This window comes from Haladaptatus sp. SPP-AMP-3, from assembly GCF_049568665.1.
Classification (GTDB): domain Archaea; phylum Halobacteriota; class Halobacteria; order Halobacteriales; family Haladaptataceae; genus Haladaptatus; species Haladaptatus paucihalophilus.
On record NZ_CP145900.1, the window covers coordinates 44,837 to 61,388 of the forward strand.

Annotated in this window: 10 protein-coding genes; 6 read left to right on the forward strand and 4 right to left on the reverse strand. The window is 50.4% G+C overall.

Going from position 1 to position 16,552, the window contains the following annotated elements:
* The first annotated feature begins 45 nt into the window (after positions 1-45).
* The 3 genes from V5735_RS19125 (at position 46) to V5735_RS19135 (ending at position 2,864) form a co-directional block, all read left to right on the forward strand.
* The gene (locus V5735_RS19125; RefSeq protein WP_423746633.1) at positions 46-741 is read left to right on the forward strand and encodes a hypothetical protein; all 696 of its coding nucleotides are present in this window, start codon (positions 46-48) and stop codon (positions 739-741) included.
* A gap of 109 nt (positions 742-850) precedes the next feature.
* Complete coding sequence (locus V5735_RS19130; protein WP_423746634.1) at positions 851-1,924, forward strand: DUF91 domain-containing protein; 1,074 nt, start codon at positions 851-853, stop codon at positions 1,922-1,924.
* A gap of 91 nt (positions 1,925-2,015) precedes the next feature.
* Positions 2,016-2,864 (forward strand): restriction endonuclease, encoded by an 849-nt coding sequence (locus tag V5735_RS19135; protein WP_423746635.1) that lies wholly within the window; start codon positions 2,016-2,018, stop codon positions 2,862-2,864.
* Between the two features lie 267 nt (positions 2,865-3,131).
* Here V5735_RS19135 and V5735_RS19140 read toward each other — a convergent pair whose 3' ends face one another.
* Positions 3,132-5,252 carry an AAA family ATPase gene (locus V5735_RS19140; protein ID WP_423746636.1) on the reverse strand — a complete coding sequence of 707 codons (2,121 nt, stop codon included), beginning with the start codon at positions 5,250-5,252 and terminating at the stop codon, positions 3,132-3,134.
* 662 nt (positions 5,253-5,914) lie between these two features.
* On the opposite strand from V5735_RS19140, the gene V5735_RS19145 reads away from it, so the two are divergent.
* Positions 5,915-7,207 (forward strand): hypothetical protein, encoded by a 1,293-nt coding sequence (locus V5735_RS19145; protein WP_423746717.1) that lies wholly within the window; start codon positions 5,915-5,917, stop codon positions 7,205-7,207.
* Here V5735_RS19145 and V5735_RS19150 read toward each other — a convergent pair.
* Together V5735_RS19150 and V5735_RS19155 are read right to left on the reverse strand one after the other, a co-directional pair.
* Positions 7,204-7,437, reverse strand: a complete 234-nt coding sequence (locus tag V5735_RS19150; protein WP_423746637.1) for a DUF4268 domain-containing protein — start codon at positions 7,435-7,437, stop codon at positions 7,204-7,206. The two genes, V5735_RS19145 and V5735_RS19150, sit on opposite strands and share 4 nt — an antisense overlap.
* On the reverse strand, positions 7,434-7,811 hold the full coding sequence (locus tag V5735_RS19155; protein ID WP_423746638.1) for a DUF4268 domain-containing protein: 378 nt from the start codon (positions 7,809-7,811) through the stop codon (positions 7,434-7,436). The genes V5735_RS19150 and V5735_RS19155 overlap by 4 nt, the downstream gene beginning before the upstream one ends.
* A gap of 374 nt (positions 7,812-8,185) precedes the next feature.
* Between V5735_RS19155 and V5735_RS19160 the strand changes: the two genes are divergently transcribed.
* Positions 8,186-11,923, forward strand: coding sequence for an Eco57I restriction-modification methylase domain-containing protein (locus V5735_RS19160; protein WP_423746639.1), 3,738 nt, complete (start codon positions 8,186-8,188; stop codon positions 11,921-11,923).
* Positions 11,924-11,969: 46 nt separating this feature from the next.
* On the opposite strand, the gene V5735_RS19165 is transcribed toward V5735_RS19160, so the two are convergent.
* Complete coding sequence (locus tag V5735_RS19165; RefSeq protein WP_423746640.1) at positions 11,970-12,767, reverse strand: hypothetical protein; 798 nt, start codon at positions 12,765-12,767, stop codon at positions 11,970-11,972.
* Between the two features lie 122 nt (positions 12,768-12,889).
* Here V5735_RS19165 and V5735_RS19170 point away from each other — a divergent pair, with 122 nt between their 5' ends.
* Positions 12,890-16,384 (forward strand): helicase-related protein, encoded by a 3,495-nt coding sequence (locus V5735_RS19170; protein ID WP_423746641.1) that lies wholly within the window; start codon positions 12,890-12,892, stop codon positions 16,382-16,384.
* Positions 16,385-16,552: the final 168 nt, after the last annotated feature.

The window sequence follows — 16,552 nt, forward strand, 5'->3', positions numbered from 1 at the left end:
ATATAAATCCTTTCACGTGATTGATTGTGTTAGGATGTAGATATCTTGATAAAATTCTCCCAGGGACTTGGCCACCACAACGTCCGGCGGGCCACAGGTGGACTCTCCCAGTTCCACGACCTCTACTCCAAAGCTCTCATCCGCGAACGTGACTACGACCACAACGGCGTCAACACGCCGCTCGTTGACGCTATTGATGCACCGGACGGTGCAACCAACGCCGAGCGGACGGCGTTTGCCGCACTCCTGCTTGACAGGCTCGCATTTGTTCGATTGATGCGCGACCGTGATGTGTTGGAGATCAATCTGCACGAGGAGTGGCGACGAAGCAACGATGGACTGAACCGATTCCAGGGTTCTTTCTATAGTACGTGTCTCCAAGAGCTGTTCTATGATGTATTAGCAAAACCATGGTACGAGCGTGACGAATTGGATGCATTTGGCCGTCCGCCGCAGTTTGCTGGTGGCCTCTTCGAACCAATACTTGATTATGAATCTGAGTATGATGTCAATGACTCGGCGATGCAGGACGCATTGACTGCCTTGATCGAAGGCGAATCACGGACAGTAATCAACGAAGCAGCCCGTGGGTCGCTGGTCGAATCCTACCGACAGACGGATGATGTCGATCTCGCTGGCAGGATTGCCGAGTGGTATTCCGACTTGACGGGGGCGTACGAAGCCGAACGGCAATATGTTGAGGAGAATATCGAGCCCACACTGCGACGCTATTCAGCGTGACCGGCGACATAGTGAGCAATTTCTCGTTAGTATCATATTCTAACCATCACGGTTACTTTCAAGTCACATATCCAGAACCTTCTTCTACTGAGCTTTCATCTCTGCATCCATGATTTTCTCCGTGGACAAAGAGAAAGAAGAACTCACCCACGTCGAAGAAAAAGAGTACCGCGAATTAAACCTCTTCGAACGTCAAGACCTCCAGGAGTGGGCTATCGACGAACCGCGCATTCTCGGCGAGGACCTCTTGGTCATCACATCGGAGTACGCAAATTTCGAGGATACGCGAGATCGATTGGATATCCTCGCACTAGATCCACAAGGAAAGCTTGTTGTCGTCGAACTCAAGCGCGACCAAGCTGACGCAACGACCGACTTACAGGCAATCAAATACGCGAGCTACTGTGCAACGTTGACCGCCGAGGATGTCCAGAAAGACTACCGTGAGTTCTGGAACGACCGGCACGACGATTCACTGACAGCGGACGACGTCGGCGAAAAATTCGATAACTTCCTTACCGACAGCGCCACGATCACCGAGAGCGGATGGGCTGACTTCGACTTAGACGATAAGCCCCGAATTCTCCTCGCTGCGGGAAGCTATGGGACAGAAGTAACAGCACCAGTGATGTGGCTTATCGAAGAGTACGGTATGGACATCACCTGCGCTCGGATTCAAGCCTACGAACACGAGGGACGCGTTTTGCTGAATACCCAGCAAGTCATCCCAGTACCTGAAGCTGAAGAATACATGACGAGGCGTCGTGAGAAACAGGAGAAACAAGCGTCGTCAAGTCGACGTGCTCCAGCGATCAACGTCCTCCTTGATCGTAATGTACTCAGAAAGGGTGATGAGCTGTATTTCGATCCCAACCAAGTACCGGCAGACGCGGAACATCCATGGTCAGAAGAGGACAAGTTTTGGCGAGCGACCGTCACTGGTGATACTGGGCAAAGCGATAACGTTCGTTGGAACCACGATGGCAATGTATACTCGTTCACCGGCTTGACGAAAGAACTCCTTCACGAACTTGTCGAGCGTGATCGCAGTAAGGCGCTGAACGGATACAAATATTGGTGTCATCTTGAGTTCGAAGGTCGGACGTTGAGTGATCTCCGAAACAGCGAGACGCATGGTGAAGATCGAGAGCCGAATATTGAACACGATATTCTACAAAACTAACACCAATCTATCTTCCTGATGATCACCGCTCTACCTGCCATCCCAAGTCTGACTGTTGGGTTTTATGTCATGTCGCTGTGAATCACCAGCAATGGGAAAAAAGCGGGACTTGAGTAATCCAATCACGAGTGAACATAGCGGCATTCACGTCCAGAAATCCTTCCAGCCACAGAAATACCCGCTTCCCGCGATTCAATTCCAAATCCGATCGACTCGCAGTGAACCTGTCCAACTCTCTTTGACCGACTATCTCCCGACAGACTACCCACAAGACAAAGTTGCGTTTCATCCACAATTTGATCAAGAACAGTGGCGCGTCGATACTGGCCACTACGTCAATTATACCTGTCGTCTTACTCCGGGCGAGTCCGTCACTACACTGTATGGAATCACGGTCACTACCATCGAAGAAGCCCGTGAATTTTTAACGCAACCGGAACTCAAAATCACGCCTCTCGCTCAATCTAGCAACCACACAGCGACAACCTCACCCTGTGTCCCACAGATTATCGAGCATCTCGATGGTTATGAGTTCGAGCAGTTTATTGGCGATCTCTGGACCCAATGTGGTTGGACAACAACTGTGACGTCCGGGTCGAATGATCGAGGAGTCGATATCAGGGCTACACGGGACGACTACTACCCACGAAAGCAACTCATCCAAGTCAAATGCTACGATGCATCGAATCCGGTTAGTGGCCCCGATATCCAGCAGTATGCGAGTCTCAAGTTGCAAACCAACAATGTCGACGAAGTCCTAATCATTACTACAAGCAGATTCACCAAACCGGCAACAGAACTTGCGAGGGATCTCAACGTCAAGCTCATCGACGGACAAATCCTTGAACGGATTATCGCTGATCAGCAAGCACATGACATCGTGAACCGATTTCTCACACAAAATCAGAATCGAGCTCGGCAATTTAATTATATTTCTTGATATAGCGAGAACCGATATTTGTCCACAATTTGTTGGAAAATCAACCATATTATTGACGATCGTCGGATGACTACCGATCGGTTCTTTGGTGGGGTCGAGGGCCGACTTGAATATCTTCGCACGATGCTTCATTACGTCGACGAAGAGACGCCAACTCAATCGGAACCCTGGGGTGGCTTCGAGACAACACGAGTGCCGAAAAGGAGACCGTGAAATTCACTAACTGATCAGCGTAGACCCCTTCCGAGATGCAGTCACTATTACTAATCAAAAAATTTTGGTTAAGAAGTACTCAACGTCGGTCGTACTATGAGAATCGAGTTGCTGAAAATATTCGTTGAGTTCTGAAAGTTCATACTCTGTTGGTTTGAATTTTAGTGCTTCTTCTCGTTTGTTTCCATTCTCACAAGGATAGTAATCTTCGAGATCACCACTGAGTAATAGCACGTCCTCCTCTAATAGCTCTTCTACAAGATTCAATCGTTCTATTTCGACATGATCCGACGCCCACGTTTCTGTTGGTGTTCCTCGTTCACACTTTTCTAGTACTTTTTCCAACACAGAAGCAGATTCGGGATCAACTATTTCTCCATCGCTGATCTGCCTATGAATGACTTCTAATTGTAAAAACGCGTCATCCCAGGGCATGAACTCCGTAGACTTGTCTAGTTGATCTATACTGTACGTCTTTTCCTCGGCTACCTCCTCTACTTTTTGAGTTAGGTCATTATTTAGTTCTGAAACACGGTCCAATTTTACTATCTCCTCGACGGTATCATGAACGGCATCTAAGTCGATAATTGCGTACGGAGTAATCCCGAGGCTTTCTAAGAAATGCTTGAAGCGGGTAACATCTCCTTTTCCTCCTGCGTTCAGAATTGGGATACCCTGAAGTTCAAAATCCCAATCAGAATCAAGTCGGCGAGATAGTTTTCGGAAGACAATTTCATCACTCACTCCCTCAACCAAAACAACACAATCAGCAAAAATGTATGACGAGACACTATGTAAATCAGTCAATCGAGATTTTTCTGGTTCTGAGTGGTCTTTAAGAACTCTATTGAACTGTGTTACCGAAGTCCCTTCGACTTCGCCTTTTTGCACAATATTTATAGTATCGATTATATCGTGTTGGATTAGGATAGGGGAATGAGTTGAGAAAATAATTTGGGCACTACTATCCGTGAGCTGCTCAAAGGCAGTGAGTAGTTTTTTCTGAAGACCCGGATGGAGGAACAGCTCCGCTTCTTCAAAAAGAATGAGTAGCGGTCTGTGACTCTCTGCTACGTCTTTATCATCCGAGACTCTAATTCGTCCTTCCCTAATATCTGCCAGTGTCCGCAAAAGACTGAAAATCAACGTTCTTTTGACTCCTTCACCTACATTTTCCTTTGAAAGAGAATCGATATGATTCTCTTTTATTTTCAAATCTGCATTCCTAAACAAGTATTCTGTAGAAAATTTTGGGAAATTAAATTCAACAGATCTATTTTTGAACGTACTCCGGAGATGGTTGCTGATTTGATTTTCAATCTTCGTTATACTAGGATGATCCTGTGGTTGAAACCCATCCAGTTTGTCGTGAAGTTGTTCGTCGAGTTCGTCTTGAATTTCTGACGATATCTGATCAATGAGATTACCGAATTCACCCCCTCGCTTTGTTGTTGATTCTACCTCTTTCACAGCGGGGATCGAGATGACTCTAGGAAGAAGTTCATCCTGAATTGCGGATTTTGCCCCATCGTAATCCGTTGGTTGGAGGGAGAAGTCAATGTCTTCAGGTCTTGATTCGATATATTCTTGGTACTTCTCCATCCATACGTTCTTCTGTTTTTTCTTGCTTTGTGGCACTAAATCCGCAATTTTTGGGTATTTTTCCTCCATCGCATCTCTATAATCTGTTCCCGAAAACTCATCGAGCTCCGACTTTTTATCCCATAATTGATCTCTGAATTCTTGAACGTTATTTTTATCAAGATGGTCATTATCTGGGAGAAACTGGAGTAATCTGGATTTTGTATCAAATTCATCATCAAATGGAATTCGACGGCAAATCCCTAGAGTATTTTCGTACCCCTGTTCATTCAGCAGCTTTTTTCTTATTTCTTCTCTCTTGGTTTCACTCTTCACTCGTGGTATGTCTTCTTCGTTTATCTCAAAAAATCCCCGGACTTCAAGTAACTCATCACTTTCCTTTTTCCAGTATATTTCGTCATCTCTGTTTTTATCTTCTTTGCCAAGTAGGAATTTAATCGCTGATAGAATATTTGTCTTTCCTGCGTTATTTTTCCCCACAAGGCAGTCTAACCCGCCAAATTCTATTGACTGATCTTTTGATTGTTCCTTAATCGAACGGTATCTTTCCACTTCCAATTTGACGAGTTCCATACCTGCTAATTCTTCACAAATATCATTAATTTACCGAATCAGATTGAACTCTACTTTTCGTTATTTGCAACTCGATATCTCAAAACTAACCCCTTGATATTGTACTCTTCCTCCCATTCCAATCCCAGTTTTACCGTCTCAATCTTAGAATCACGGCTCTATTATATATTAAATAGTGACGATTATATTCGATAATATGGCCCTTCCTATCTAACAAAGCATTCGGCCAACTGTTCACCGTTCTCTCCGGGCAGTCCGTACAGCTCCCATACACTAAAGATGGTGAAGAAGTCACTCTCGAACCAGCCAATGGGAATGCTATCTCACAACCCCATGAATATCGAATCCCCGAGTCGTGGACGCTGTTTGCGACACTCAACACCTACGATAAGACGTCACTCTACGAGATGAGCTATGCATTCATGCGTCGCTTTGCCTTTATCCGCGTCCCTGAGCCAGATCTGACCGAACTCGAAACGACCGAACTGCGCTCTCTTCTCGAGAACTACGCGGATGCATGGAGTCTCACGACTGCTGATTTCTACGTTGATGACACCATCGACCCCCTACTGGACGTCGGCTCCGTTTGGAAGGCGGCAAACAGTGCGATCGACGACCGTGCAATCGGCCCAGCGGTCGTCAAGGACATCCTCGCCTACGTGATGCACGGGGCGTTCCCAGAGCGGGCATTCGCGAATGCGATCAAACCCGATGCGCTCGATGAGCGCTTCACCGAGTACGAACTCCTCTTGGATCTCCACTTCATTCTCTCGCCGGACGTCATCGACTTCGTCGAGCAACTCCCCCAACGCGTTCGCAACCTCCAGACCGATACCGAGTCGATCACTCGGACGAGACGCGGGACGATCGACGGGAAGATCAACTGGAGCGCCACCATCAAACAACGCTACACCCAGAATCCCGGTGATCGATCAGTCTTCGTCTGTGACAATCGAACCGAGGAATACGATACTGACGAGAATCTCGTGTTCAAGCGCCTCGCTGCCATCATCTATGAGACGCTGCGGGAAGCAGACGAATACCTGCAGAAAGAGTACGCATGGGTGAACGACCGCTGGGACGGGACGCTCGTCAACCATCTCCGTCGGATCGTCGAACAGAACGTCCACGTCCGTCGGATTCGCAAACCTAAGGCGTACGAACCGACCGATCGGATGGTCGATACCGCTGCCGAATCACGCCAGCCCATCTATCGTGATGCTGCAGCCCTGCTCGAACAGCGCCGCCGATTGTTCGAAGGCGACCGCGAACAACTCGAAAGACTGCTCACCGAGACGGCGATCACACCCGACGATGACGAAACGCTCCTCGAACTCTTCGTCCTCTTTCGGTTCATTGCAACCCTCGAAGAGCTCCACGAGACGAGTGCACAGTTCGAGACCATCAAAACCGGTCGTCAAGAAGTCGCCCAACTCACGAATGAGAGTGGCACTGAAATTGCGGTCTATCACGACAACTCGGCACGAGACCGAGATCTCTCCTTTCGAACGCGTCCAGATGGAGACCAGGACGTCCCCTCTCGAACGGAAAAAGTCCACATGACGGGTTTTGACATCGCGAATGACTACTTCCAAGACCGAGAATTTCAGAATCACACTGGACGCCCAGACATCATCGTCCTCGAAATCACACACCCTGATGGTGAGCATGATTATCTCATCACCGAAGTCAAAAACAGCGCGAACACGAAGACAATTCGGCAAGGAATCAAAGAGACGCTCGAGTATCTCGCCTTCCTCCAGCAGGATGACGAATTCATGTATGGTGATGCAGTCACTGAGGGGTATTTCGGCGATGGCTGGAATGGGCTCTTAGTCATCCAGGACCTCGTCGAAGAGACTGCGTCGCTCGAAGAGCAAGATAACGAGATCAAGATTTTGCAGGCCTCGGAAGTCGCCACAGCACTTGAGAAAGTTCTCAAACAGTTCTTCTAAGACCTGTTATAGTCTAAATCTCGAAGCCGATGAGGGAATACGGCATGGAATCGCTCACCGTATGCGAGCATCCAATCGAGATATTCTTCCCATCGATCCCGATCTTGGAGATCTCCTTCACAAACGACGCGAATGTTACTCCGCATATTTCCGCTGTGAGTTTCCCTTGGCTTTACCCAGATGAGATCTGCCTCCAATTTATTCTCGATCGATTCTTGCTCTGACTTCAATTCCCAAAAGGCCTCTTCGTTGTCTTCAATGATAAGTCCGAGTCGGAGTTGATTATCTTCTGTGTAACTCCGAATGAGATATGAAAACCGCTCTTCCCAATTGGATTGCTATAGTAATGAAGTGGTCTAGGTTTTCGTGGACGTAGTGGTGTGAATAACTCTTGGATACGATCTCGGAACTCGGTCCAGAATTCCTCTTGCAACTGCTCAGTTTCGGCTAACTTCCCCTCACTCCGCTTTGCCTTCTCTTTCCACTCACTGGGTTTTCCAACTGGATTGAGTCTGACTGCAGGTGGCGAGTCTCCGATCCGCCACACCTCAAGGCGAATGGCAATTTGGGTGTCGGATAACGTCGTCCCTTCTGTCGGTACCACCGCCTTCTTCGCCGACCGAAACGTCCGAATCCGCTTCAAAAGAGACCAGAATCTCCAACGTCCTGTGTCGATCAGGTTGATCGAGGATCAACTGAACACTCTACTGGGGCGTAGAAGCGAACGGGTGGTCGTGTCCCAACTTCCTGGTAGCGTTTTGTCTTGGCCGAGACTAACTGTGAACTGCGCGTCGCTTGTGGCGTGTATGGGTAATTGGGTGTGTCCGTTTTCTCGGGGTTACTCTAGACAAGTTTAGGACACGGCCAGGATGTTAGAGTTCTATTGGTTCAAATCAACATTTAAGTTGGGTGAATGAGCATAGTGCGGTATGGCTATTTACCTCGTACAATCAGATATCTTCACTAAACTCAATATCCATGACTGACGGGCAAACGAAGGAAATTCGCCGGCGTTTAGACGAGGACCTCTCCCTAGACGAATTTGAACGTGATTACCGATCCACCGGGGAGGCGGCAACCCAATTCTTCCAGGACCTCTTCGTTCAGGTACTCAACTTCGACGAAACGACGTCGCCTCTGGGTGACGCAACCTGGCAGGACATACCTGTCCACGAGTGGGCGAACACAGCTCGAGCGAACGTTGCCCGTCTCTTCGCCGAATCGGGGAACTTCCGCGTCATCTACGTCGAGCTGGAGAAGCTGACTCGGACAGCCGAACGGAACGCTATCAAGAACCTCACTCGGTCGGACCGAACGAGTGGCTGGGCCATCGACGGCTCCTTCCTGACTGTATTCCACGCGCCAGACGAGGACATCTGGCACCTCGTCACTCCCTACGAGGAAGGCACTGACGACATCACGATCGGTCGCCCCGTGCTTCGCAGGTACACGCTCGGCGAAGGCGAGACCCACCGCACCGTCGCCAATGCGCTGTCGAGTATGGACGCCAGTAAGGGACGGCTTGCCGAGCGCATCGACGAGGCATTCCGAGTCAAGCCCATTACCGAAGATTTCTACGAGAACTACAAGAGCGCCTTCGATACGCTTAGTAAGGAACTTCGCCGGAAAGGACTGGAGATCGAGGACGCTGACCGGTATGCGCATACGACGCTCAACCGGTTGATGTTCTTCTACTATCTCCAGAAGAAGGGCTGGATCGGTGACCGGAAAGACTTCGTCCGCTGGTTCCACAAACAGTACAAAGAGTCCGACAAGGAAGACGTGTTCCACGAGAAGTGGCTCTCAGCGCTGTTCTTCGACGGTATGAACAGCCCAGAAGGAGGTGAAATCAATGCTAATCTCCCTACTGAGGTCGAGCTCGCCGTTGCGGGACTCCCCTACATGAACGGTGGGCTCTTCCAGCCGACTGAGGAGGACGAACGCGACACGTTTCTATCTGACTCCGCGTTGAAATCGGTGATCGATGAGTTCCTCGAACAGTACAACTTTACAGTCACCGAAGAGAGCCCTTACGACATCGACGTCGCTGTCGATCCAGCGATGCTCGGGAAGATTTACGAGTCCCTGATTGCCGAGCAGGAACGCGGTGAGGCAGGTATCTTCTATACGCCGCGCACGGAGGTTGACATGATGTGCCGAGTGGCTGTCTACGAACAACTCGCCACTCGTTCCGCCGAATTTTCTTCCCTCAATGACCGTCAGCTTGTCGAGTTTGTGTTCACTGAACCACATGAATGGGATGCCACGACGGATACTGAGCGAGAAGAACTCTTGGACGCTATACGAGAACTGAATATCGTTGATCCCGCTTGTGGGAGCGGGGCATTCCTCGTAGGGATGAAGCAGGCCCTTACTGAACTATATCGAAAGTTGGGCGAAACGCCTGATTACGACCTAAAAGAGCGGATTATCAATGAAAATCTACATGGTGTCGACATCAAAAGCTGGGCAGTCCGCGTTGCTGAATTCCGTCTTTGGCTATCACTGATTCAAGCTGAAGACGAACTCCCTGACGAGAGGCCTGTCCTCCCGAACTTTTCGTTTAAATTGTATACCGGCGACAGCCTCATCCAGTCAGTGGGTTCCATCGAATTGCCATCGTTCGAGGAGATTCGAAGGGACGCAACTGAGGATGTCTTCAAGAAATTACAGGAACTTGAAGCGGCGAAAGATGGATTCTTCCAAGGAAACATCGAAGACCAGGCAATTATCGAAGAAAAACAGAGGGAGCTGCTAATTGCGTACATCGGCGACAGGGTTGAGTCACTGGAAGGGGCCGCAACGACACAAAGCACGCTGGGCGGAGGGGCGACGGAGTCGTCTCAGCAGTCCGCTGCGGAGGCCGAGGCACAGATCGAACAACTGGAGATGTTGCGCGAACGCATCTTGGCCGATGAGTTCACCGACTTCATCTGGGAACTGAACTATCCCGAAGTGCTGCTCGGCGGCGGATTCGATGTCGTAATCGGGAACCCGCCATATGTACGACAGGAGGATATTATCGATCAGGGGATCAACCCGGCCCGCCTGGAGGAGTTATCCTCAAATGAAGTCAGCGATCTCAAGTCTGACTATAAAGAGGACCTGCGTGAGTTCGTTGAGACCCGTTTTGATGTTAAGCCTTACAAGACCAGTGATCTGTATCTGTATTTCTACTTCAGATCGATGGACCTTCTCCGTGAAGGTGGGACACTGTCATTCGTAACATCGAATTCCTGGTTAGACGTCGACTACGGCATCCGGCTCCAAGAGTTCCTCCTCACACAGGGAGATATCAAGTACATTTTAGAGAACCGCTCACAGCGGACGTTCGAAGAGGCAGACGTTAACACAATCATCTCGATAATTAACAAAGAGTCGCCGGAACGACTTGTCGGCCGTCCTAGCTTCGTCTCAGTTTACGATCCGTACAGCCAATTTACAGACACCGAGACATTAAATAGCGTACTCGTTGGTGACGAGAAGGAATCAGAGACCCTATTATTCCAAGAAAACGAACTCGTCGTGCGAAATCGGGGTTCATGGCGGTCGATTGAACTGTCAGCCGCCGCTCTTTGGCGACTTGGGGCCGGTACAACTACCCTCACCAGTAATGGTGACGAAGAAGCAATTCCGCAAGGAAGGTACAGTTCCGGGAAGTGGGGGAAGTACACACGCGCACCGACGGTGTTCTTCGAGTTGGCTGGAAAAACCGACCGGTCGCTGTCTAGGCTCGGCGATGAGTGCACGATCAAGCGAGGGACTCGTACCGGCGCGAATCAGTTCTTCTATCTTCCGAGCAAGTACTACGACGCACATCGGGAGGGAGAAAATCTTGTTCTGCACTCGACAGGGGAATGGCCGGACGAGGAATACGAAACGGAGATGCACATCCCGCGGGAATACTGGATGCATCAAACTGACGACGGATGGGAACCGAACCTCGTGCTGAAGACCTCAAAATCGTTCGACACGACGATCTTCGGCCTCGATTCACTGGAACTTGGGAAAGGACTCCGGTACCTGCTCGTGATAGACGATCCAAAATCAGACCTCAAGGGAGACATTAACGAATATGTCGAATGGGGTGAGACGTACGATCCCAGTCAGGATGATCTGGGGAGAAAGCGGACTGGGTTCCCATCTTCTGTCTCGGGACGTGGTGTTGACTGGTACGACCTCACGGAGGACCTACAGCGGGGCGATGTCCTTCCGATGAAGAACATCAACACGCGTCACGTCTACTGGTTCCCCGAACAGCGGACGTGGATTGATGACCGCCTTCACGGGATCGAGGTCCCTGGCGAGGAGCGTAACCGGCGATTCCTTGCCGGCGTGTTAAACTCCACATATGGGACTCTCTCCTGTGAGGTAAACGGCCGCGTAAACCTAGGTCAAGGGGCGCTGGATATTGCAACCGACGATCACAAGGCCACACTCATCCCACCGCTTGAACAGGTCGATAGGGATTTGAAGGCTAAAATCGCCGAGCAGTTTGAAACGTTCGGAACGAGGTGCGTCTCGTCCATATTCGATGAACTCGGGGCGTCAACACCAGCAGAATTGTCGTTTGATTCTGTTGCAGATGATCGTCTGGAAATGGATCGACTTGTTATCCAGGACTTGTTCGGCTTCGACGAAGATACCCATCGACAGGTGTACGAAGGAACTCTTGAACTCGTCAGTCAGCGAATTTCAAAGGCTGACAGCGTCTAAAGCTAACATGCCCCCACAGTGTGATTTTTGACCCCGATGGAGACGGTTATACTCTGAGATCACCTTCGAGAAGCCGCCGTTTGAACTCGGCGGCGGTGATACTGTTCTCCCTGTCTGTGTTGATCCAGTTTGGTCCGCCCGCATCGGGGTTGATGTTGTTGATCTTGAACAATGTCATCTTGGAATCATCGCTAATCGCTTCTTTGTTCTGATAAGCGATCAGTGGGACGGAATCCGATCCGGTCGCACTCTTCATCTGCAATACGTAATTTCGCAGATCATCCTTGAATGGAGTCCATCCATCGAGATCGATATAGCTCCGTTTCAGTTCAATTAGATATTGCGGTTTCACGCCATCGGATGTGACAACAATATCGAGATCCTGCTTTTTGAACCGCTCAGGAAGATTGGCCCTACTCCAGTCGTGGAACCCGCCTGCCGTTCGTTTGTTCTTGGCTTTGCCAGTACCCATCTGATTATAATCGGTCCCGAAGTATTCTTGTAATCTTGACGCCGCACGATCTAGGTCTAGCCACTCCGGATTGACACGGAGTTCACCATCGGACTGCTCAGTTACCTGTCCCACTTCGAGTTTTCTAGAGTCAAATCGGCCTTTTCCGATCCACAGTAGGGGCACGTCGTTACCATGGGCGAACTTCTGCATCATCTGCAGTTCGTCGGTCTCGGTGAAATGTTCGTATTCACCCGGATAATTGTATGTGAATCCAAGCAGGGAGGCATCGTTCGATCCGGATGCTTCTCCCCACACGAGCATCGCCTTCTCATCCGTTGATATATAAACGCGTTCTTCTAAGGACAGGTACTTGTCGAAATTTGAACTCATCGTTAACATACCGGATAGGCTTTGACTTATATCCGTCGCTGAGATTTATCGCAGAAAGCAGCAGGCGAATCAGAGAACGCCAACCAAAACAATCATCTGCAATTATTGTGTTTGACCGGTGTATGGAGCTAGGGATTATCGACAATGATCAATATTCTCGCCTTGATGAGGTTCTGAAATCTGGGTTGGCGAGAGCTGATGTCGACCGAATCCGGATCGCTGTCGGCTATCTCTATATGAGCGGGCTAAAGCGCCTCCGTCCCGAGCTAGACCAGTTTCTAGATCGAGGTGGGACTCTCCAGATAATGATGGGGAACCCGAATCAGCAGGGACTGGATGAACTCGTGGAGGCCAATAAAAACCTCCGACTTGCTGGAACACAGTTCCAGCAGGCTAGCAACGTCAAGTGGAGTGAACGGCCGGAGGTGCGTGCTGAGACCGCGGAAAATTATTCAAAACAAGTTCTCTACGAGGATCCCTCAGTCGAAAATCAGGCGTTCTTCACAAAACTGATTGACTGGCTGGAACAAGGTCAGATCAAACCGCGGCTCTATCTCCAAGAGCGATTTCATGCGAAGGCATATCTCTTCGAAAAGGACGACGGTGACATCTTCTCCCCACAAGGAGTTGGTGTGATTGGATCGTCCAACTTGAGCCTAAGTGGCCTCCATAGTAACACCGAACTCAACGCGCCAGTTTACAATGAGAAGGTCCAGCAACTGCAGAACTGGTTCGATGCCCTCTGGGAAGAAGCGGTCGAATTTGACGAGGACCTACTGGACACGTTTGAGGACTCGTGGGTTTCAAACAATCCCGGACACGTCTCAACGGACGACGAACCGCCAGCACTTCCGGGGGATTCACTCCCGAACGACACGACTGAGACGCTCCGTGAGGTCAGCAGCGGTACTGGTCTCCCAGCGCCGTATCTGGTGTACACGAAGATCCTCTACGAGCTTTACAAGGAGACGCTGGAGACCGCTGAGGACTATCTCCAGTCGTTCGACGTGTATGATGACCTCTACGAGTTCCAGCAGTGGGCAGTGAATCGCGGTATTCGCATCGCCAATAAATACGATGGTGTCCTCGTCTCCGACGTTGTCGGGATGGGGAAGACGTTCGTCGGTCTCGGCCTCCTCGAACACTTCCACGCGCGGAACCGGCTCCGTGGCAACAAGGGGAAGATGTTGATCATTTCGCCGAAGCATCTGCAGCCGATGTGGGAGCGGATGGTCAACAAGCAGTACAACTTCAACGCGGAGGTGATCAGCCTAGGGATGGTATCGAAAGAAGACTTCCACGAGACGCTCTTGGAGGAGCACGATGACACAACGGTGTGTCTCGTCGACGAGGCCCATCACTTCCGGAACGACGATACGCATCGGTACGACAATTTGCAGTCGTTCCTTCCCACAGTCAATCAGACGATCCTCCTAACTGCGACGCCGTATACGAAGAGCGCGTGGGACGTCTACAATCAGATCAAGCTCTTCCACATCGAGGACATCACGCCGATTCCGATTACGCCGCCGAACCTCTACGAATTCACGAAGATGGCGGAGAACGACGAAACAGACCTCTCGAACCTTCTTAGCCACGTGATGGTCCGCAGGACTCGACAGGATATCATCGACCAATACGGCGACGAAGACGAGGATGGGCGGCTGTACCTTCAGATGGGTGGTGAACGGCGGTATCTCCCGGATCGTCACTTACAGACTGTTGATTACAATCTGCACGAGACGTACTCGACGGCAGACGGCGTCAATGACTCACTGTACGACGCGATTGTGGAGACACTGGAGGACCTCACGTTCGCTCGGTACTCGTTGGGGCAGGAAGAGTACCTGAAAACCGGATACGCGAATCAGGACCCATATCAGAACCTCTCCTCGATGGGGAAGAGCATTCGGGGGTTGATGAAGTCCAACCTTCTGAAACGGTTGGAAAGCAGTGTCCATGCCTTCTACACATCTCTTACTCGAATGCTTCAGAGTTATCGGATGTTTCGAAACCTCCTCGACGAAGGGACGGTCGCTGTCGGGAGCGACGTCTCCGAACTCATCAACAGTGGGGAGCAAATCGACTACATCCTTGAGGAGATCGACGAAATGGTTGAGGATGGGGAATACGCGGCGTATCAAACGGAAGCGTTCCATCTCAACGACCTGAAACGCGATCTCGAGACAGACATCCGGCTCCTTTCAGATCTGCAAACCACGTTGGAACCGTTCCATCAGGATATCCAAGACGACTACGCGATGGATGACAAGGTCGAACAACTCCGGCAACTCTGTGGAAATCTCCGTGTGGGGTCACATGGTCTTCTTCAGCGTGGTGACCGCTCTGAGAAGCTTATCGTGTTTACACAGTTTACAGACACGGTGAAGTATCTGGAAGCTGCGTTCGAACAGTTCCAAGACCGAGGGCTGCTCTCTGATGACGTTTGGTTTGCGAGTGCGACGAGCGACACCTCGAACGTGGAGGGAATCATCCAACACTTCGCCCCTGAAGCGAATGATGCGCGTGATAAAATCGACCCGAGTGAAGAGATTGATGTGTTGTTTGCCACTGACGTTGCTGGGGAGGGGGTCAATCTCCAGGATGCGAATTTGGTAATCAACTACGACTTGCATTGGAATCCACTGCGTCTAATTCAGCGGATCGGTCGTGTTGACCGCCTCGGGAGCGGGCACGACCACATCTATGCGCTCAATTTCCTACCGGAAACGGAACTCGAAGAAGAACTCGGAATCGTTGACCGAGTTGGGTCCCGTGTCCAAGAGATTAGTAACATCCTCGGCGAAGATGGGGAGATACTGAGTCCAGAAGATAACGTGAACCGGTCGTACATGGAGGACATTTACACCGAGGGGGACATCGAGAAGGTCGAAGACGACGTGAATGAGATCATCGGCAGTGACGATCTTATCGGTCCCACTAGTAGCCTCCAGGATCTCAAGCAGAAGTATCCAGACCTCCTCAGTTGGTTAGAAGACCGCGACGGGATTCGGAGTGCTATGGAGTGGGACCGAGAGTACGATGGAGTCGTCATTGTCTACCGGCAAGGGGACTACACGACTCCGTACCTCGTTACATTCTCGAACGAAGGCGGTCAAGACCTCGCATCACAGGAAAAAGACACCATCGTACAAACCATCTCCTGTCCCATTGACGAGCCGGTTGCGTCGGTTGATGCACAGACGTTCGACACCAGATACGAACGGGCGGTGCAGGTTGCGCGGGCGGAATTCGGAGATGACATGGGCAAGCGTCGGCAGTTCCAGCGAGAAGCTCGTCAAGGCGCGAGTATTGATCGGGAGTATGTCGTTGATGAGCTCGGAGAGGTGGCATCGTCCGTCGAAAACACCGACCAACAGCGGACACTGGCACAGTTCCAGGACATTGTTGAGACCGTGTCGGCAGATCAGATCCTCAACGAGTTCAGGGACCTGCGTAACGAGGAGGTCACGGGTGAAGAGCTGGTGACGGCTGTTCGGGAGATCATCTCTCGGTACAATCTACAAGAAAAATACGACGAGCAGCAGGAATGGGCGGAGGAGCAGGAAGAGCCTCCGCACGTCGTTGCTGGGATGTACTTGAAGGGACAGGAGTAACTGGGCCATAAGGCACTGTGGTTCAGATATTTTCATGCAGAATCCGGTAGTGTGACTCAGTTAGCGCAACTCCCAACGACCGATTCTGGGCATGTAGTAAAGCGACACGCAGTCGAATGGCTAAGTGGTCTGGATGAGCTATCTGAACATGAGAATCCTCGGTGAGAA

Bases quoted from the DNA above. Each gene is read 5' to 3' on its own strand.
- V5735_RS19145 (WP_423746717.1), top strand. From the start codon at position 5,915: ATGCACGGGGCGTTCCCAGAGCGGGCATTCGCGAATGCGATCAAACCC.
- V5735_RS19170 (WP_423746641.1), top strand. From the start codon at position 12,890: ATGGAGCTAGGGATTATCGACAATGATCAATATTCTCGCCTTGATGAG.
- V5735_RS19130 (WP_423746634.1), top strand. From the start codon at position 851: ATGATTTTCTCCGTGGACAAAGAGAAAGAAGAACTCACCCACGTCGAA.
- V5735_RS19160 (WP_423746639.1), top strand. From the start codon at position 8,186: ATGACTGACGGGCAAACGAAGGAAATTCGCCGGCGTTTAGACGAGGAC.
- V5735_RS19135 (WP_423746635.1), top strand. From the start codon at position 2,016: ATGGGAAAAAAGCGGGACTTGAGTAATCCAATCACGAGTGAACATAGC.
- V5735_RS19165 (WP_423746640.1), bottom strand. From the start codon at position 12,767: ATGAGTTCAAATTTCGACAAGTACCTGTCCTTAGAAGAACGCGTTTAT.
- V5735_RS19140 (WP_423746636.1), bottom strand. From the start codon at position 5,252: ATGGAACTCGTCAAATTGGAAGTGGAAAGATACCGTTCGATTAAGGAA.